General features: G+C 37.5%; 9 protein-coding genes. All 9 read left to right on the top strand.

Going from position 1 to position 22,510, the window contains the following annotated elements:
* The first annotated feature begins 23 nt into the window (after positions 1-23).
* The 9 genes from IPK18_05270 (at position 24) to IPK18_05230 (ending at position 22,437) form a co-directional block, all read left to right on the top strand.
* Positions 24-12,176, top strand: coding sequence for a hypothetical protein (locus IPK18_05270; protein QQR98922.1), 12,153 nt, complete (start codon positions 24-26; stop codon positions 12,174-12,176).
* 24 nt (positions 12,177-12,200) lie between these two features.
* On the top strand, positions 12,201-13,535 hold the full coding sequence (locus IPK18_05265; GenBank protein ID QQR98921.1) for a hypothetical protein: 1,335 nt from the start codon (positions 12,201-12,203) through the stop codon (positions 13,533-13,535).
* Positions 13,457-14,854, top strand: coding sequence for a hypothetical protein (locus tag IPK18_05260; GenBank protein ID QQR98920.1), 1,398 nt, complete (start codon positions 13,457-13,459; stop codon positions 14,852-14,854). The genes IPK18_05265 and IPK18_05260 overlap by 79 nt, the downstream gene beginning before the upstream one ends.
* A complete protein-coding gene (locus tag IPK18_05255) occupies positions 14,773-15,567 on the top strand; it encodes a hypothetical protein (GenBank protein QQR98919.1) in 795 nt (264 codons plus the stop codon). The genes IPK18_05260 and IPK18_05255 overlap by 82 nt, the downstream gene beginning before the upstream one ends.
* A complete protein-coding gene (locus tag IPK18_05250) occupies positions 15,524-17,599 on the top strand; it encodes a hypothetical protein (GenBank protein ID QQR98918.1) in 2,076 nt (691 codons plus the stop codon). The genes IPK18_05255 and IPK18_05250 overlap by 44 nt, the downstream gene beginning before the upstream one ends.
* Positions 17,600-17,765: 166 nt before the next feature.
* Positions 17,766-18,719, top strand: coding sequence for a gliding motility-associated C-terminal domain-containing protein (locus IPK18_05245; protein QQR98917.1), 954 nt, complete (start codon positions 17,766-17,768; stop codon positions 18,717-18,719).
* Positions 18,720-18,955: 236 nt separating this feature from the next.
* Positions 18,956-19,843, top strand: coding sequence for a type IX secretion system membrane protein PorP/SprF (locus IPK18_05240; GenBank protein QQR98916.1), 888 nt, complete (start codon positions 18,956-18,958; stop codon positions 19,841-19,843).
* A gap of 54 nt (positions 19,844-19,897) precedes the next feature.
* On the top strand, positions 19,898-22,090 hold the full coding sequence (locus IPK18_05235; protein ID QQR98915.1) for a PD40 domain-containing protein: 2,193 nt from the start codon (positions 19,898-19,900) through the stop codon (positions 22,088-22,090).
* Complete coding sequence (locus tag IPK18_05230) at positions 22,057-22,437, top strand: OmpA family protein (protein ID QQR98914.1); 381 nt, start codon at positions 22,057-22,059, stop codon at positions 22,435-22,437. Before IPK18_05235 ends, IPK18_05230 begins: the two co-directional genes overlap by 34 nt.
* Positions 22,438-22,510 lie beyond the last annotated feature (73 nt).

The following is a 22,510-nucleotide window of genomic DNA, read 5'->3' as shown; positions in this document are numbered from 1 at the left end:
TAGTGTTCTCAATGTTCATGTTTTTGAGTACACAAGCACAAGGACTGTTCGATGCATTGTTTGTAGACATCAATGGTAAAGGAAGTTTTCCAGAATTGAGTAATATGACCATCTGTGGCGACCAAGACACATTAGCGCTTGCCATTACAGCGATAGAAGACACGGTAATCTTACAAGGCATTACACTTGGCACTACATTGCCATCAGGTTATGAGTTTAGTGGTTATGGTAAAATATTTAGACTGCCATTAGATAGTTTAGATGCACATCCAGGAGCTCCAGTAACTGATTTCTTGGTGCCATTGACTCAGGTTATTAATCCAAGTGGTAGTAGCTATAATTTTACGATTGGCTCAAGCTTAAATCCGAATGAAGTATTTGTAGTATATTTAGGCGTAAAGGCACGTTGTGGGGTTAACTTGTTGGGTGGAGATTTATTTGTAAATTATAATTTAAATTATCAGCGTTTTCCATGTTTATCATGTCCAGGAACAACAGGAGGCTGGACACCAACCTATGAAACTTATTCAGGAAAAAATACAGTAGCATTAAATAATAATACTTATCGTCCAGTACTAGTAGTTCAATCACAAGGCACAATACCAACAGTTAGCATAGGAGGTACAGTACATAGAAGAGTAGTTATCAATCAAACAGGACAGTTAGCCTATTTAGATAGCATATATTATAGAGATATAGCTTCAACGGCAGTAAATATAGTACCAGGTAGTGTAATGGTAAATGGTATTACAGTAGCAAGTCCCAATATTACAGCTAGTGGTATGCAATTTCCAATTAAGGCATCTGTGTATGATCTAACAGGCAGATTCGAGGAGCAGGATAGTATAATTGTAGAGTATGATTTATTAGCGACATGTCCAGTTGGTCAAAATACGAGCATAGTTAGAGCGACATGGGGCTGTGCACCATCAGGTACCTGTCAAACAGCCAATGCAAACTATAGTTATATAGTTGACTTAGGAGCAACGATAACACTAAGTAGTAACGAGACAAGTGTTCCTTATTCATGTTCAGCAGATACAGGTTTATTTGTATATACTCAAACCAATGCATCTACTTATGGCGCAGGTTTAGATACCAATGCAGGTATAAACAGTATTATGCTAGGTTTTAATACAAGAGGATGTAATTTGTTCAATTACGATAGATTTTTCGTAGAATATCAAGGACAAACAGTTCAAGTAACACCAGTATCAAGCACAGGTACAATTTTAAATTTTAATATCAGTGCGGCAATCAATAGTATAGCACCTATTACAATGGGTGTATTGCCAGCAACTGGAGATAATGCTTATAAATTTTATGTTTATTATAAATCTGCTTGTAGTACGAGCTGTACGGTAAACTGTTCAGATTGTCGTAAGCCATATATTACAACTACATACAAAGATAAATGTGCTAAGAGTTATACAGCACAGTATCATAGATTGGGAGTAGGTTTAGATGGTATGAAGAATTTGGGATTAATACCATGTTTAAATATGGGTATCGAACTGTCAAGTGAGGCACAAGTAGGAGTTTGTGATGCTGGTCATATGGAATACACCATAGATTTATCTGAGCTAGATGATACAGTAGGAGGATTTAAATTTAGTTTAAACACTAATGGATGTAATTTTTATACTATAACAGAAGCATTTGTCAATGGTGTTTCAGTTCCATTCACAGTATCAGGTGGCATTGCAACTGTAGATTTAACCTCAAATGCTATTACCATTCCAGGATTTTATGACAATATCAATACAGATCAAAGTAGTTTTACAGTAAGATTTAACTATACATTTAATACAACTACAGCATGTAGTTATCCTACATTTAGTGTAGATGCATATAATTTCTGTCAATCATCAGTAAATTCTGCAATATATCCATATAGTGGAAAAGATGCCAATACACAGTATTCATTACTAGCATATAGTAATTGGGTAAGCAGTAGTCTTACAAGTTATCTACAATTTGGATTTTGTACACCTGGCTATTATGAGTATACAACACTATCACCAGTGCAAGATACTTTTGGTAACTTAATGATATGTTTAGACACAAAATCATGTGGATTATATGATATAGATAGTGTACATATTAATGGGATATCAATACCAAGTGGCATGTTGAGTGTAAATGGAAGTAGTATATGTATAGACTTAAATAATATAAACAATACATTAGGTAGTCAATTAGGATTTATAGATGCAGATGGCGATGGTAATTTAGACGAAGAACCAGACAGCATAAAAGTAAAATATTTTACATCAATCAATTCACCAATCAGTAATTTTAATGCACAATGTGCGTTTCCAGATTACAAAGTTGCATACAATATCTGTCCAGCGCTAAGAGATTCTAACACCTTATTAAATAGTGGCAGACAATCAGGTCAAAACGTTATAAGTTTAAGCACACGTCCACAAATTATTTTCACCAACTTGCCAGCTTCTTCAAGCTTAAAAGCCAACCAAAGTAGCTCAACCATACAATTATGTGGCGATAACAGCGTTACCCACCAAGTAGACATTAGCCAACTGGGAAGCATCTATGATGCGATTTTCTATTTAGACAGAGGAAGTTGTAATTTATATAATATCAATACCATAAATGTAAGAGTAGGCGGCGTATTAATAGATGCAGGTAGATTTACCCAAGATATTTCAGGCAGATACGTATTAAACCTAAGAGATTATACCAATAGTGTTGCCATTCCAGGTTTTGTAGATTTAGATAGCGATGGTTTTGTAGACGATATCAACCAGAACATTACCATAACGATACAATTAAATCCTAATTCAGTAGGTTCCAATCTATGTTGTTTCTATCCAAGCATAAGCGGAGCTTACAATCAATGTCCAGGCTTTAGAGACAGCACAACAATAGCATATGGCTCTTTCCCATTCACACCAGCCAACAGAGTATGTAACCCAACCTCAAGAAGTGTAACCATACCAACCTACCAAGGTTATACAAGTGGTAGCTATTGTGGTTTAGATTATATCAACCACAGATTACAACTATCAGGTGGGGCACAATATGATACAATATCAGAGGTTAAATTCCAGTTAGATACTAGAGGCTGTACACAATATACAGTAGATAGTGTGATTATCAACGGCGTAAGATTAGGCGGAAGTCACTTACAATATAGTGGTGGCATCTATACGGTAGATTTAACCAACAATACAACTGCGATTCCAGGTTTCTTTGATGGATTAGATGGAGATGGATTTATAGATGCTACAAATACAATAACAAATGTATCATGGCAGATTGATCGTTTAGGGCTAGTTACCAATACATGTGTATACCCAACATTTAAGGCAATATATCGCTTATGTTTTTCAGGTGAGTTCAGAGATTCATTATTATATAGTGGACAAACAGCATCAGCACAAATCAACCAACCTATTTATGCCATTTCAAATGTATCATTAGATAGTTTTAATTACACGATGCCAAGCTATTGTTCTAATGGATATGTAGATTATAAAGTAAAAGTAGTAGGTGCCGATACCTTAGGCGGATTTAAGTTTGTATTAGATAGCAGAAATTGTAATATGTATGATATTGATACGGTCTACATCAATGGAGTAGCCATATCAGGTAGTGGTATTACAGTAGATGCCCAAAGAAGATGGACTGTAAACTTAGCGAATAACACTACAGCCATTCCAGGCTTTTTCAATTCAGGTTTAGATACCGATGGCTTCATAGATGAGTTTTCAGGAGATATTACGATAAGAGCAGCACTTAGATTAAAATGCCAAGCAAGTGGCACAACAGAAAATAGAGGAAGTTGTACAGCACTAGGCGATTTTTGTTACCGTCCAGATGCACAGTTATTCTTTGATAGATGTTTTGGTATCACACCAGATACGACAAAGAACTGTGATGGTAGTATATCAGGTACTTCAGGCGGAATATGTACAACAGAAAATGCACAGAGAGGCATACTAATGGATGAGCGTTCAGATGGTTCCAATACTTCACTCAATAACGAATTATCGGATGATGTATCTGTTACACCATACGGAGGTGCGAACTTACATACCTTAAGATATGATTATACACACTTTGGTATAGCCGAATGCCCGAACGATACACAGTTGGTATTAAAAGTGTGTATGAATAATACTAAAAATAAGGCACATGCAGATAGTGTTAGAAATAATAATATAGATCCATCATTTTTTGGTGGAAGCTATTTTCATCATACAGATATTACACCAGCACAGTGGTTAGCACTTAATCCAGGATATTTAGGACATCACTATGATACTACAGTTGTGAGTGGTGATAGCATTGTTTGTTTAAAATTATACTTAAAGGAACAAGTACAAACGCCAACAGGAGGAACAAATAATTTATCCATCAAATTTGTAACCAACGGTTATGGACCATCTTACCCATGTGTACCATACCCACTATTATCTAGACCAATAGCAGGTTATATACAAAGTAAAGATTTAACCTATGCATGCCGTCAAACAGATGGCACAGTTTGTTGCGAATTTAAGAGAAGTTGTTCAGGAGAAACTAGTTATGCAGTTGGAGGAGTAAGAGCGGAATGTCCATGGCTAGTGAATGTACATACATTTAATGTAAGCAGAATAACTTTAGGATATCAAGATAGTACACTAAGTGGATTAGCAAATCCAGGTAATAGTAGAGATATACAAGCGAGCTGTGATACAGTAAGAGTTATGTCAAAGGTGAGTTTCAATTTTGACACAACATTAAGTGTGTTCACATGGGTGAATGACCAATATGCACCAGGAGGCACACCAAGATATAATGATCCATTAGATTTCTTAATGGTAGATTCAGTATATTTTGTAACACAAGCAGGAACATATATAGGTATTTCTACAAGTTGTATCACAAGAACAACAAGAGATTTAGGTACAAGAATTATAGATACTTTTAGATTAAGTCTACCATGTACAGGAAGAACAATTCAGGCAGGAGATAGCTTATATTTTATAACCTATTATAAGGTAAATACAAGTCAAGCACCATATGCATGTAATAATAATCTATTTAATTTTACATTTAGAGAAAGCTATCCACCAATCAATTTTGTAAACTCCTATCAGGTTATAGATACAGCAGCTACTCCAGACATGATTACTTATGAGACTTTCTACCATAAACCATCAGAAACCTCATATGGATATAGAGATGAGGCATATAGTATAGCATATTACAATAATAATGATAGTATTAAAGTATATGCAACACATAATACAGCAGTGCCAAACTGTAAGGTAGATATTAGTTCATACATTGTGAATGATTGTGCGAATGGTGTTACAGATAGATTCCCAAATGAATTTAGACCACAATACTATTTAGATTCAATTACTTTAAATTTTGTAGGATTAAGATTAGATAGTTTACCAAGTGGAGCGACTTTACGTCTATCAAATGGTACAAACTATACTATAGGAAGTACAGCAGGAGATGGCATCACAGTTACTCACCCAACTGCAACAAGTACAAGAATAGTACTTAGCAATGGTGGTAACCACTGGCCAATAAAAGAAGATAACTATCAAAACTTTGATAGTTTATATATATTTAATATGACATTAGAGTATGATGGCTGTTGTTATCAGATTGCAGAAGATGCATATTATAATATAAATTACCATTACAGAGATTTACCAAACTCATGTTCACCAAGAACTAAGACAGCAACAGACGATATAGATTTATTTGTATTTGATAATTTCACTACAGCTGCAAATTTAGCATACGAATTAGGATGTAAAGCATCATTAGACTTTAGTTTAGCCAATAACTGTTCAGGAACACTAAATCAATGTTATCCATTAGATAATAATGGAGATATGATATTTGATTTAAAGTATACAGTAGATTCATTAGTAATATCAGTACCAGCATTAGTAGATACTTTAGGATTAATAGATGTTTGTAACCGTTATGGTTCATGTACAGTAGTAGGAGACGGAGCAGGAGAAGTATTAGTACAACAAAACATTGCAAATAATACGACAACAATAACATTATATAATATAGGCAATTCATGGCCAATCATCATAGACTCAATCCAAAATCCGGATAGTTTATTGATGGTAAATATGAATTTTAAATGGACAGCCTGTTGTTATACGTATAATGAAGACACGACAAAGATTGATTTTGATTGGTATTATACAACACTTGCGGTTAATTGTGCCTCAAGAACCAATAGTGGCGAAGTATTAGTTGTAAATGTACCAGAGCCAGAATTTGTATCAGAAGACAATTATCAAATAGAATCAGGTTGTGGCATTGTATTCACAGGAGAATTAAATACACCATGCGATCCAAGTACCTCAACATGTTATCCATTATTTATTACACCATTATACAATGTAGATTCAATCGTATTGGTGTTAGATAATTTATTAATAGATTTTGCATCTACAGCAACAGTAGGAACAGCCACTAATTTATATACTGTTACCGCAGTATTTAGTGCGGATGTAGCATGTAGTGGCACTTCAACCTATACTGCACCAGCATCGTGTTCAAGTTCTTGTACAAACCCTTCGGCAATTACAACAAGCCAAACAGCCCCAACATGTACCGGGGCAACTGCTAATAACAATGGAAAAATAACCTTAACAGGTGTGTCAAACGCCGACAGATATGGAGTGAGCACGGGTGCTGTTTATAGTGGCACACCTGATTATGCATCGGCATCTACTATTAGTTTACCTCAAGATGTGCAAACGGCAATACCTAATACAGGCGGAACTTATACTTTACGCTTGTTTAATGGTAGCAATGCCTGTTTTAAGGATACAACAATTGTGGTTGCACCAGTTAATTGTTCTAGTGCTCCAATACCATGTCTTAATTCCGCTTTATGGGCAATAAATGAAAATGATGGACATTTATTTTCAGTCACAAATTGGTCTACACAATCAGGGGTCAACAGCACTACAACAGATTGGGGGCTAATTAAATGGTCTAGTAACAACTGTGTTAGTAGCACTAATATCAATATTTCCGGAGGTTCCGAATTGGAGTCTGCCGCATGGGACCCAACTACAAATGAATATTATTTCACATCTAATAAGTCCTTAGGTTCATTCAATGCCCCTGTACTACTCAAAATCAAAATAAATGACCTCGTAAATGGTCAGCAGCCATGTGCAACTGTGATAGGCTCTATTGCTGCAGGAGGTCAGGATATCGAAAGTCTTGCCATAGATCCAGCAACTGGGGATTTGTATGGTGGTTCTAAAGCAGGTGGAGATTTGTACAAGTTTAATAAGACCACAGCTGCTATTATAAGTGGTTATCCTGTACAAATGACAAAACCAGGAGGCGGTAATCTGAATGACGCGGAGTCCCTTACTTTTGATTATAGTGGAAATTTGTATGTATCTGAGACCGATGACAAGGATGTATATATCATCAATTCAACTACAGGTTCAGGAATATCCACATATGATGATAATACAGCACCAAATGGTTTGGATGGATTAACTTGGGATTTTAGTGGCAATAGATTAATTGGGTTCGAGGATAATTCTGCTAGTGGTTTTAGTAACCTTTTTGAAATTACAGCAGGTAATGGTTCGAATATATTTTTAGCAAATACTTTTGCTGCAGGACTTGTAGATATAGAAGGCTTAGAGTTAGCTTGTCCAGATGTAACGTTATCTAACATTAATATTTGTGGAATAGGAGTAAGTACAACAATGACAGCTACATCATCAAGTTCTGGAATATTTTATTTTAGTTTTGGTTCTGGTAGTCAAAACTGCCAAACAGGTTCATTTATAGGTAACATTTCAAATAGTACTGGTGTTGTTAATTTACCGTCTCAGATAATAAATAATATAGGTACATATACTGGTCGTGTTATTTTTGTAGATGGTACAACTGGCTGTAGAGATACAGTATGTAATACAATAATAGTAAATGCCAAACCAGATGTAACAGCAACAGCGACACCATCTGCGATATGTTCAGGTACAAGTACAACATTAGGATATAGTGTAGTGAGTGGCACAATCAGTCAACAGCAATGGTACACATCAAATGCAGGCTGTACATCATTTACAATAATCACAGGCGCAACAGGCGCAACATTATCAGTAAGTCCGACAACGACGACAACATATGCAGTTATCGTACAGACAGCTGCAGGTTGTAGAGATACCTCATGTGTAACAGTTACCGTAGGAGCCAAACCAGATGTAACAGCAACAGCGACACCATCTGCGATATGTTCAGGTACAAGTACAACATTAGGATATAGTGTAGCGAGTGGCACAATCAGTCAACAACAATGGTACACATCAAATACAGGCTGTACATCATTTACAATAATCACAGGCGCAACAGGCGCAACATTATCAGTAAGTCCGACAACGACGACAACATATGCAGTTATCGTACAGACAGCTGCAGGTTGTAGAGATACCTCATGTGTAACAGTTACCGTAGGAGCAAAGCCAGATGTAACAGCAACAGCGACACCATCTGCGATATGTTCAGGTACAAGTACAACATTAGGATATAGTGTAGCGAGTGGCACAATCAGTCAACAACAATGGTACACATCAAATGCAGGCTGTACATCATTTACAATAATCACAGGCGCAACAGGCGCAACATTATCAGTAAGTCCAACAACGACGACAACATATGCAGTTATCGTACAGACAGCTGCAGGTTGTAGAGATACCTCATGTGTAACAGTTACCGTAGGAGCAAAGCCAGATGTAACAGCAACAGCGACACCATCTGCGATATGTTCAGGTACAAGTACAACATTAGGATATAGTGTAGCGAGTGGCACAATCAGTCAACAACAATGGTACACATCAAATGCAGGCTGTACATCATTTACAATAATCACAGGCGCAACAGGCGCAACATTATCAGTAAGTCCGACAACGACGACAACATATGCAGTTATCGTACAGACAGCTGCAGGTTGTAGAGATACCTCATGTGTAACAGTTACCGTAGGAGCCAAACCAGATGTAACAGCAACAGCGACACCATCTGCGATATGTTCAGGTACAAGTACAACATTAGGATATAGTGTAGCGAGTGGCACAATCAGTCAACAGCAATGGTACACATCAAATGCAGGCTGTACATCATTTACAATAATCACAGGCGCAACAGGCACAACATTATCAGTAAGTCCGACAACGACGACAACATATGCAGTTATCGTACAGACAGCTGCAGGTTGTAGAGACACCTCATGTGTAACAGTTACCGCAAATCAATTTCCACTTTGTAATATAAATGGTAGTACTTCAGTTTGTTCAGAAAATATAGGTGGAATTTATACAGGTCCTGTTGGAATGAATACTTATTTATGGACAATAAATGGGAATGGTGTTATAGTAGGTTCATCAACAGGACAGTCTGTAAGTGTTAATGCAGGATTAACTGGAAGTTATACATTAAATCTAACAGTAACTAATAATAATTGTAGTAGTATATGCACTAGTGATGCAATTAATATTGATAGTATTTATATGATTACAATAGAGAAAAAGACATGTGAAATTTCTGATACAGGGACTGTTATAACTCGATTAGCTGCTTCTAATGGTTGTGATACTATGATAACTACAATTACAACATTAGATTCAAATACCATATTAATAGACACGACGATATGCTTAGGCAGTACAGTAACAGTAGGCACAAGTACTTATAATGCGACAGGAGTATATGTAGATACCTTAGCATCAGAGATAACGGGTTGTGATAGTATAATTACAACAAATGTTATAGTATTAGAGCCGACAGCGTCAAGAATAGACACAATGTTATGTATAGGCAGTGTTGTAGATATCAATGGAATAAGCTACACATCAGGCGTATACGAGCAGGTGTTAATAGGCTCAAATGGTTGTGATAGTATTCTAGTGATAGATATCCAGGAGTTAGAATCACCAGAAGTATTAGTAGATGCTACGATATGTGAAGGCGAGCAGGTAGAAGTACGCGGTAGAGTTTATACAACGACCACGATAGGCGATGTATTTGTAGTACCAAGTACGATAGGTGGATGTGATACAGTATATACAGTAAATGTGATAGTGTTAGAAGACGGCGATACAATAGAAGTATCAAGAACAATATGTGAAGGCGAGTGTGTAGTGATAGACGGTGTTAACTATTGTGGCGCAATGGATGAGTATATAGAGGTAGACAATGTAGAATGTACAGGCATGGTACATTTAGTGATAACAGAGACACAGATAGACAGTACAGAAATAGACAGTACAGTATGTTATGGTTCATATGTAAATGTAGGCGGCGAGGTATACAGTGAGAGTGGTACATACACAGTAGTTACAACAGGCAGCAGTAGTTGTGACAGTGTAATTACATTAAACTTAACAGTATTGCCAGAGCTATTACCAACAGTAATAGACACAGTAATATGTTTAGGCGAGACGGTAGAGATAGGCGGATATACATATAATGCGACAGGCGTTTACACACAAACATTAACAAATGCGACAGGCTGTGACAGTATAGTAGAAGTTAGCGTAGAGGTATTATTAGCAAATGATACGATAGAGATGTTAGAGGCGGTATGTGAAGGCGATTCAGTAGCTATAGGCGGAGTTAATTATGGAGCAGGCTTACATTATATAGAATTAAGCACAGGCACATGTACAGGCACGATAGCGTTGACAGTTACCGAGAATGTATCGACAAGTTCAGTTATAGATACAGCGACATGTGAAGGAGTAGTAAGAATAGGTTTACAGACATATACAGCGACAGGAGCTTACACACAAGTGTTAGAGAATGCATTAGGTTGTGATAGTATAGTAACAATCAACGTAACGATAGAGAATGGCGGAAGTAAAGAAGTAGTAGATACGGCTATATGTTCAGGCGAGAGTGTAAGTTACTATGGACAGACATTCAGTAGCACAGGAACATATCAGATAGTTTATCCAAGTGAAGAAGGTTGTACAGATACTTTAGTGTTGAATGTGTTAGTTAATTATCCAGTTACAGTAACGATAGACACGATGATATGCTTAGGCAGTACAGTAACAGTAGGCACAAGTACTTATAATGCGACAGGAGTATATGTAGATACCTTAGCATCAGAGATAACGGGTTGTGATAGTATAATTACAACAAATGTTATAGTATTAGAGCCATTAGCGTCAAGAATAGACACAATGTTATGTATAGGCAGTGTTGTAGATATCAATGGAATAAGCTACACATCAGGCGGCGTATACGAGCAGGTGTTAATAGGCTCAAATGGTTGTGATAGTATTCTAGTGATAGATATCCAGGAGTTAGAATCACCAGAAGTATTAGTAGATGCTACGATATGTGAAGGCGAGCAGACAGAGGTACGCGGTAGAGTTTATACAACGACCACGATAGGTGATGTATTTGTAGTACCAAGTACGATAGGTGGATGTGATACAGTATATACAGTAAATGTGATAGTGTTAGAAGACGGCGATACAATAGAAGTATCAAGAACAATATGTGAAGGCGAGTGTGTAGTGATAGACGGTGTTAACTATTGTGGCGCAATGGATGAGTATATAGAGGTAGACAATGTAGAATGTACAGGCATGGTACATTTAGTGATAACAGAGACACAGATAGACAGTACAGAAATAGACAGTACAGTATGTTATGGTTCATATGTAAATGTAGGCGGCGAGGTATACAGTGAGAGTGGTACATACACAGTAGTTACGACAGGAAGCAGTACATGTGACAGTGTAATTACATTAAACTTAACAGTATTACCAGAGATATTACCAACAGTAATAGACACAGTAATATGTTTAGGCGAGACGGTAGAGATAGGCGGATATACATATAATGCGACAGGCGTTTACACACAAACATTAACAAATGCGACAGGCTGTGACAGTATAGTAGAAGTTAGCGTAGAGGTATTATTAGCAAATGATACGATAGAGATGTTAGAGGCGGTATGTGAAGGCGATTCAGTAGCTATAGGCGGAGTTAATTATGGAGCAGGCTTACATTATATAGAATTAAGCACAGGCACATGTACAGGCACGATAGCATTGACAGTTACCGAGAATGTATCGACAAGTTCAGTTATAGATACAGCGACATGTGAAGGAGTAGTAAGAATAGGTTTACAGACATAGAAAGCGACAGGAGCTTACACACAAGTGTTAGAGAATGCATTAGGTTGTGATAGTATAGTAACAATCAACGTAACGATAGAGAATGGCGGAAGTAAAGAAGTAGTAGATACGGCTATATGTTCAGGCGAGAGTGTAAGTTACTATGGACAGACATTCAGTAGCACAGGAACATATCAGATAGTTTATCCAAGTGAAGAAGGTTGTACAGATACTTTAGTGTTGAATGTGTTAGTTAATTATCCAGTTACAGTAACGATAGACACGATGATATGCTTAGGCAGTACAGTAACAGTAGGCACAAGTACTTATAATGCGACAGGAGTATATGTAGATACCTTAGCATCAGAGATAACGGGTTGTGATAGTATAATTACAACAAATGTTATAGTATTAGAGCCGACAGCGTCAAGAATAGACACAATGTTATGTATAGGCAGTGTTGTAGATATCAATGGAATAAGCTACACATCAGGCGGCGTATACGAGCAGGTGTTAATAGGCTCAAATGGTTGTGATAGTATTCTAGTGATAGATATCCAGGAGTTAGAATCACCAGAAGTATTAGTAGATGCTACGATATGTGAAGGCGAGCAGACAGAGGTACGCGGTAGAGTTTATACAACGACCACGATAGGTGATGTATTTGTAGTACCAAGTACGATAGGTGGATGTGATACAGTATATACAGTAAATGTGATAGTGTTAGAAGACGGCGATACAATAGAAGTATCAAGAACAATATGTGAAGGCGAGTGTGTAGTGATAGACGGTGTTAACTATTGTGGCGCAATGGATGAGTATATAGAGGTAGACAATGTAGAATGTACAGGCATGGTACATTTAGTGATAACAGAGACACAGATAGACAGTACAGAAATAGACAGTACAGTATGTTATGGTTCATATGTAAATGTAGGCGGCGAGGTATACAGTGAGAGTGGTACATACACAGTAGTTACGACAGGAAGCAGTACCTGTGACAGTGTACTTACATTACACTTAACAGTATTACCAGAGATATTACCAACAGTAATAGACACAGTAATATGTTTAGGCGAGACGGTAGAGATAGGCGGATATACATATAATGCGACAGGCGTTTACACACAAACATTAACAAATGCGACAGGCTGTGACAGTATAGTAGAAGTTAGCGTAGAGGTATTATTAGCAAATGATACGATAGAGATGTTAGAGGCGGTATGTGAAGGCGATTCAGTAGCTATAGGCGGAGTTAATTATGGAGCAGGCTTACATTATATAGAATTAAGCACAGGCACATGTACAGGCACGATAGCATTGACAGTTACCGAGAATGTATCGACAAGTTCAGTTATAGATACAGCGACAATGCATTAGGTTGTGATAGTATAGTAACAATCAACGTAACGATAGAGAATGGCGGAAGTAAAGAAGTAGTAGATACGGCTATATGTTCAGGCGAGAGTGTAAGTTACTATGGACAGACATTCAGTAGCACAGGAACATATCAGATAGTTTATCCAAGTGAAGAAGGTTGTACAGATACTTTAGTGTTGAATGTGTTAGTTAATTATCCAGTTACAGTAACGATAGACACGATGATATGCTTAGGCAGTACAGTAACAGTAGGCACAAGTACTTATAATGCGACAGGAGTATATGTAGATACCTTAGCATCAGAGATAACGGGTTGTGATAGTATAATTACAACAAATGTTATAGTATTAGAGCCGACAGCGTCAAGAATAGACACAATGTTATGTATAGGCAGTGTTGTAGATATCAATGGAATAAGCTACACATCAGGCGGCGTATACGAGCAGGTGTTAATAGGCTCAAATGGTTGTGATAGTATTCTAGTGATAGATATCCAGGAGTTAGAATCACCAGAAGTATTAGTAGATGCTACGATATGTGAAGGCGAGCAGGTAGAAGTACGCGGTAGAGTTTATACAACGACCACGATAGGCGATGTATTTGTAGTACCAAGTACGATAGGTGGATGTGATACAGTATATACAGTAAATGTGATAGTGTTAGAAGACGGCGATACAATAGAAGTATCAAGAACAATATGTGAAGGCGAGTGTGTAGTGATAGACGGTGTTAACTATTGTGGCGCAATGGATGAGTATATAGAGGTAGACAATGTAGAATGTACAGGCATGGTACATTTAGTGATAACAGAGACACAGATAGACAGTACAGAAATAGACAGTACAGTATGTTATGGTTCATATGTAAATGTAGGCGGCGAGGTATACAGTGAGAGTGGTACATACACAGTAGTTACAACAGGCAGCAGTAGTTGTGACAGTGTAATTACATTAAACTTAACAGTATTGCCAGAGCTATTACCAACAGTAATAGACACAGTAATATGTTTAGGCGAGACGGTAGAGATAGGCGGATATACATATAATGCGACAGGCGTTTACACACAAACATTAACAAATGCGACAGGCTGTGACAGTATAGTAGAAGTTAGCGTAGAGGTATTATTAGCAAATGATACGATAGAGATGTCAGAGGCGGTATGTGAAGGTGATTCAGTAGCTATAGGCGGAGTTAATTATGGAGCAGGCTTACATTATATAGAATTAAGCACAGGCACGTGTACAGGCACGATAGCGTTGACAGTTACCGAGAATGTATCGACAAGTTCAGTTATAGATACAGCGGCAGTGAAGGAGTAGTAAGAATAGGTTTACAGACATATACAGCGACAGGAGCTTACACACAAGTGTTAGAGAATGCATTAGGTTGTGATAGTATAGTAACAATCAACGTAACGATAGAGAATGGCGGAAGTAAAGAAGTAGTAGATACGGCTATATGTTCAGGCGAGAGTGTAAGTTACTATGGACAGACATTCAGTAGCACAGGAACATATCAGATAGTTTATCCAAGTGAAGAAGGTTGTACAGATACTTTAATATTAAATGTTTATACTCACCTTTGCAGAGATACGATCAGAGATACAAATGTTATCTATACGACAGACACAATATGTGCGAGCATAGATAATGGTATGAGTAATATCGTAACGACGATAGTAGACTGTGCAGGTGCGATGAACAATAGTGGTAATGTATACACAGCATTAGAAGATGGTTGTATTGCTATTACAAGGAGTGGCGTAGTAGGCTACAACTTAGATACCTTATGTATAGTTAAGACAGATACAGTAACAGGCATCAGTGATACAACAGTAGCAATTATCAGTAATCTACCTAAGCGCGATACGATTAGAGATACGAATGTTATCATCACGACAGACACAGTATGTGTAGATGTAGAGTTAGGCATGAATGCCGACAGTATCTACATAGTAGACTGTGCAGGTTCGATGAACAACAGTGGTAATGTATACAGTTATCCCAGGTACGGCATGTATCGTAGTAGATAGAAGCAATAAAGTAGGTTACAACTTAGATACATTATGTGTAGTAACAGTAGATACAACGACAGGCATAACAGATACGACAGTAGTAATTATTAGTAATACACCGACAAGAGATACTATCAGAGATACGAATGTTATCTATACGACAGACACAATATGTGCGAGCATAGATAATGGTATGAGTAATATCGTAACGACGATAGTAGACTGTGCAGGTGCGATGAACAACAGTGGTAATGTATACACAGCATTAGCAGATGGTTGTATTGCGATTACAAGAAGTGGCGTAGTAGGTTACAACTTAGATACCTTATGTATAGTTAAGACAGATACAGTAACAGGTATCAGTGATACAACAGTAGCAATTATCAGCAACTTACCGAAACGTGATACCATTAGAGATACAAATGTTATCATCACGACAGATACAGTATGTGTAGAAGTAGAGTTAGGCATGAATGCCGACAGTATCTACATCGTAGACTGTGCAGGTTCGATGAACAACAGTGGTAATGTATACACAGTAATACCAGGCACAACATGTATCGTAGTAGATAGAAGCAATAAAGTAGGCTATAACTTAGATACATTATGTGTAGTAACAGTAGATACAACGACAGGTATTACAGATACGACAGTAGTAATTATTAGTAATACACCGACAAGAGATACGATCAGAGATACGAATGTTATCTATACAACAGACACAATATGTGCTAGTATAGATAATGGTATGAGTAATATCAGAACAACGATAGTAGACTGTGCAGGAGCGATGAACAATAGTGGCAATGTATATACAGCGTTAACAGATGGTTGTATTGCGATTACAAGAAGTGGCGTAGTAGGTTACAACTTAGATACCTTATGTATCGTTAAGACAGATACAACGACAGGCATCAGTGATACAACAGTAGCGATTATCTCTAACTTACCAAACTGTAAAGATATCATTAGAGATACAGTATTACCATGTAGAGGAGAAGAGGAAGTAGCTTATTGTTTACCATTAGATATGAAAACATTACAACAATACCATATTTACATAGATGGTACAAAACAAGCAATGGCATTTAGTTCATTAAGTGGTTGTGGTGAAGAGGAAGTAGCTGGTGGTTATAGCTTTAATGCTAATCAATACCTAGATGGTGTAGGACATGTATTAGAGCGTTGGGGTATAGATAGTAATAGAACTTTATCACCAAATATCAGCTTTACAACATTAGAAGAGTTAGTAGTGTATATGAATAGTGTAGATGCTCAAGGCATGTGGTATGCAGAAGATATGATAATCAAAGCAGGTAATCCAAGCAGATTGTATAATACAGGAATAGGACTACAAATCTTTGCATTAGATCCAAGAGTTGGAACATTCATAAATGAATACAATAGCTATGTTACCTATACAGGAAGTAAATTAATGCTTGATAGAGGTTGTCATATGGTTGTGTTAGAAGATACAATAACAGGCTGTGTAGACAGTGCTCTAATTTGTGTAGAATGTGTAGAATGTGATAGCATAATAGAAGAGACTTATGTTGAAGTGCCTTGTGTAAATGGAGAAGGTCAATACTGTTTACCAATTGCATTTGTAGATTTAACAAACTACAATGTTTATATTGATGAGACAAGATTGAATACATTTGATATGAGTGGCTGTGATTATGATACAACAGCAGGGTATGACTTCAGTACACATATCTTATCAGGAGGTTATAACAATGGTGTATTACACAGATTAGATAGTGTTAGAATAAATGGAGTAAAATATGGTCCATTTAGCTATACATCTTACACTGAGTTAGTAGCTTACTTAAATAGCATAGATCCATTAGGAGCATGGGTAGTAGATGGAGATAGAGTAGCAGGTGGTCGCCGAGGAGGCATATATGGCGATATGCGTATCTTAAGTACAAATACAGGTGTAAGACATACGGTAGGATACAATATCAATGAATTACCTAAAGGTAGTGAGGTTATCATTCCATCAGGCTGTCATTGGGTAGTAGTAGAGGGCAAGGGAGAGTGGCTGTAGAGATAGTGTTCGAGTATGTGTAGTAGGCTGTACAGTTAAAGATACGATCAGAGACACGACATGTTATAACTGTCCAGTACCAGTATGTGTAGACACAACAGAGTTACCAGGTACAGTAATTAGTATTACAACATGTGATACGGATAACAAAGTAACGATAGATGGCTTGAATCCATGTATAACATACACACCATCAAAAGGACAAACAGGTAATGATACGACATGTATAGTAGGATGTGATGACAAAGGCTACTGCGATACGACAATTATCATCATTACGGTAGAGACACCAAGAGACACGATAAGAGATAGCTTACCAGTGAATAACGTAGATAGTATTTGTGATTTCTTACAACCACGAGGAACAGACATCACAGTAACGAGTTGGGCAGGTCAGACCTCAGGAACAGGAAATTACATCACATGGACTATCAACGAGCAAGGTTGCTTAGTATACACAGCAGGCAATGTAAAAGGTACAGATACGTTATGCATTATGAGCTGCATCACAGGTACAGACACATGTATAGAGACTACAGTTTATGTAACGGTAACAGGTATACCACCGATAGCAATTAATAATGATACAACAACGAAAGTTAATGTACCAGTAGTTATAAATGTTATAGGCAATGATATCCAGACAGACAGTGATCCATTACAATTATGTGATGATGCTATAGTTACACATCCAGTAAATGGAACATTAAGTAACATAAACACACCATCAGGAAATGTGACTTATACACCAAATACAGACTTTACAGGAGTAGACAGCTTCCAATATGTGATATGTGATCCAGATGGCAACGACACTGCATGGGCATATGTAAGAATAGTAAGAGAGAATGAATGTGAGTTGTATGATGCCTTCTCACCTAATGGCGATGGTGTGAATGATTACTATACGATACCATGTCCAAGTTCAAGTGCGATAGTATTCTGTGTGTACAACAGATGGGGCATCGAGGTTTACAGAAATGAGGATTACCGAGGCGAGTGGGATGGAAGATACAAAGGTGCACCACTTCCAGATGGTACATACTACTATGTTATCAAGTATATCAACAGCGGAGGAGATGATATTAATAAAGCAGGGTTTATCGTTATACATAGATAAGATGATATAAAGAGATGGTGGTAGTCAAACATTGCTACCACCTTATCTCCGAAAAGGAATAAAAAGGTAAACACAGATTCAGCTCAAAAAAGATAAATAAAAAAGCAAAAGTAAAAATCATGATAAGATTAAATCAAATGAGGATAACAGTTGTAGCGATGTTGTTATTAATGACATCGATGCTGTATGGCCAACAGGAGCCTCAGTACACCCAATACATGTAGAATAAGTTGCCTATGAATGCTGGTTACACAGGCTCACGCGAGGTATTAAGTATCCGCGCCTTGTATCGCAATCAGTGGGCAGGCATCAAGGGTGCACCACAGACAGCAACGTTTGCCATTCATAGTCCATTGAAGAAGGAAGCCTCAGCGATAGGTTTCTATTTAGTCAATGACAGACTAGGCGTTACGAACCAGACATGGTTTGATGCTAGCTATGCCTATAGAGTAAACTTAGGCAAAGGCGTTAAGTTGAGTTTAGGAATAAATGCAGGTATATTGTGGTACAAGAGTAATCTAACAGACTTAAACATAGAAAATCAACAGGATGTAGTATTTCAGCAGAATGTAAGCAGAATACTACCAGATGTAGGGGCAGGTTTATATTTATACCATAAATATTGGTATTTTGGAGCAAGTGTGCCAAACTTTATCAAAGGCGATTTACACAATAAAGATGTTATAGCAGCCTATGCCAATGATAATACAGGAAGTTTTTTAAGCGCACACCGTACGCCACATTTTATCACGATGGCAGGTGGTGTAATACCAGCAGGCAAGGTTTTAAAAATACGACCACAGATGATGTATAGATATATCGCCAGTGCAGAGCAGAAGATACCACACACCTTAGATTTTAACTTGAGTTTATTGATTTATGATAGAGTGAATATAGGCGGAAGCTATAGAACATCGTTCCATAACAAGAAGACAGGCTTAACCAATAGTGATAGTTTTGATGCTTTATTAGAAGTATGGCCAACGAAGCAGTTGTTAATAGGTTTTGCGTATGACTATACACTAACGAAATTAGGAGATTACAACAAAGGAAGCTATGAGGTTATCTTAGGCTATGATTTTAATTTTGAGAAGAAACGAGTAATAACGCCGAGATATTTTTAAAAGAAGAAGAAGAAAAACAATAAAACTTACCCAAGCAAGGAAAAAGTAAAATATATGAATACAATCAAACAGCTTAAACGTCAGATATTGCTAGTGCTATTACTAGTGGTTATAGGAGTTTCTAGTATAGACGCACAGGTTATCGAAGGAGGCACATCAGGAGCAGGTACCACAGTAGGAGGTATAGGCAAAGCCCAGAAGTTGTATAATGATTTAGCTTACTATGAAGCGATACCATTATATGAGAGTTATCTAAAGAAGCACGATAGCACAAGAGCGATGTGTGAGCTAGGCGATTGCTACCGATTAACCTCAAACTTTGAGCGTGCAGAATATTGGTATGGCAAGGCAGTAGAGAAAGGCGATGTAGATTCGGAGTATAAGTTATACTATGCAAAGATGTTGCAGGCGAATGAGAAATACGAAGAAGCGGCAAAATGGTATGCTACCTATAAACAGAGTGTTCCAGAAGACAAGAGAGCAGGCAATCAGTTAAAAGCGAGTGCAGATTATGGACAGTACTTATTAACGAGAGATAGATATCAGATAAAGAATTTAAGTTTTAATACTTCGGGTTATGATTTTGCACCCATGTGGTTTGAGAAAGGACTAGTCTATTCTAGTTCTCGAGACAGTTCAAAGGCAATAGGAAGAGAACACACATGGACAGGCACACAGTTTTTTGATATGTATTATGTAGAAGGCGAGAAGACGACCTTTGGCAAGCCAAAACAGATGAAAGCAGATGCATCGACAAAATACCACGAAGCAGCAGCTACCTTTACCCCAGACAATAAGAAAGTATATTTTACGAGAAACAATTATTATCATGGTAAGGCAAAGACGAGTGATGATAAGATAATCAAATTGAAGATATTTGAGTCAGATGTAGAAGGCACCACATGGAAGAACGACAAGCCGTTTCCATACAATAATGATGAATATAGTGTAGGGCATCCAGCACTTACACCAGATGGCAATACAATGTATTTTATCAGTGATATGCCAGGCGGTTATGGAGGCACAGATGTTTACATAACGAAGAAAGAAGGTGAAAGCTGGAGTACGCCAAAGAACTTAGGAGAGCAGATCAATACAGAAGGTATGGAGATGTTTCCATATGTAGATGAAGATGGTGTATTATATTTTGCCAGTGATGGACATGGCGGTTTAGGTGGCTTAGATATTTTTAGAGTAAAGCCAGATGCTAAGACCAATCAATATGGTAAAATTAGAAATATAGGCGCACCAATAAACAGTAGTCATGATGATTTTAGCTTAGTATATGGACAAGATAAATCAGTAGGTTATTTTACATCCAACAGACCAGAAGGCAATGGCTTAGATGATATCTATAGTTTTGAGGATGATGGCATTTACTTAGAAGGAATCGTAGTGGATGCAAAGACAGGCGAGCCGATATGCAACAGTAAAGTGATAATGAAGGCAAAACTGACACAGAGTGAAGAAGGAAGAATGGAAACGGAGTGTGATGGAGAGTTTGAGTTTGGCGTAGTAAGAAACATGGATTATTGTTTTGTTGCGAGTGCAGAAGGTTATAGCACCAATGACAAAGTATGTGCTACGACAAAAGGCGTAAAAGCAGGCGAGACAGTATATGTAAAAATACCATTAGACAAAGGACAGCAGTATGCTATGAGTGTACAGGTCTTAGGCAAGAGCTTAAAATCATTACAAAATAAGAGTATAGATAGCAAGAGTCCAACATCACCGAAGAGTATAGACAGCAAGAATATAGAAAACAAAGATATAGAGAATAAGAGCATAGATAGCAAAAGTCCAACATCACCAAAGAGTATAGACAGCAAAAGTCCAGAAGACTTAAAGCCACTAGCAGGAGCAAAGATACTATTGTCTAGCAAGTGTGAAGGCTGGACCAAAGCATTGGTAGCAGATGAGAATGGTAAGATATGCGAGATAGTAAGATGTGATTGTGATTATATCATAGTTGCCAATGCACAAGGTTACTTGCCAGGCTATACAGAAGTTATCAAAGATGATGGCGATTGTAAGATAGACAGGAAATGTGGAGTTAATCCTAGAGAAGAAGAAGTAATCTTAGATCCAATACCAGGCATGCCAGACGGCTATGTCTATGACCCAGAGACAGGCAAGTGGGTAGATCCAAAGACAGGCGATCAGATGGATGCGCCAAGTATAGAATTGAGAGACATTTACTATGACTTTGATAAATGGTACATAAGAGAGAGAGTGAGCGAGACTTGAATAAGTTATTAGGTTTTTTACAAGAGAATCCAGAAGCGATAGTAGAGATAGGCTCACACACAGATGCGAGAGCGCCGTATGATTACAATATCAAGTTATCACAACGCAGAGCACAGAGTGTAGTAGATTGGTTGATAGCGAGAGGCATCAGTAGAAGTAGATTAAAACCGAAAGGATATGGCGAGACAAAGCCAGTGAATGGCTGTACAGATGGAGTGATATGTACAGAGTATGAACACCAAAGAAACAGAAGAACAGAGTTTAAGGTAATAGGTGGCAAGATCAATTTACAGTCATTAGAGCGATTTGATATGCAAGTGGATCCATGTAAACAATGTCCATTCTAAGAAAGAAGAGACACAAACACAAAATAAGACAAACAAGCATACAGCGTCCAACATCAGGACGCTGTATCTTTTT

The sequence above is a fragment of the Sphingobacteriales bacterium genome (assembly GCA_016699615.1).
Lineage (GTDB): Bacteria > Bacteroidota > Bacteroidia > Chitinophagales > JADIYW01 > JADJSS01.
This window is presented reverse-complemented; position numbering and strand designations above follow the sequence as displayed.

Excerpts from the sequence above, each read along its gene's own strand:
- IPK18_05260 (QQR98920.1), top strand. The coding sequence starts at position 13,457 with ATGTACAGGCACGATAGCATTGACAGTTACCGAGAATGTATCGACAAG.
- IPK18_05250 (QQR98918.1), top strand. The coding sequence starts at position 15,524 with ATGTATACAGTTATCCCAGGTACGGCATGTATCGTAGTAGATAGAAGC.
- IPK18_05240 (QQR98916.1), top strand. The coding sequence starts at position 18,956 with ATGAATGCTGGTTACACAGGCTCACGCGAGGTATTAAGTATCCGCGCC.
- IPK18_05235 (QQR98915.1), top strand. The coding sequence starts at position 19,898 with ATGAATACAATCAAACAGCTTAAACGTCAGATATTGCTAGTGCTATTA.
- IPK18_05230 (QQR98914.1), top strand. The coding sequence starts at position 22,057 with ATGGTACATAAGAGAGAGAGTGAGCGAGACTTGAATAAGTTATTAGGT.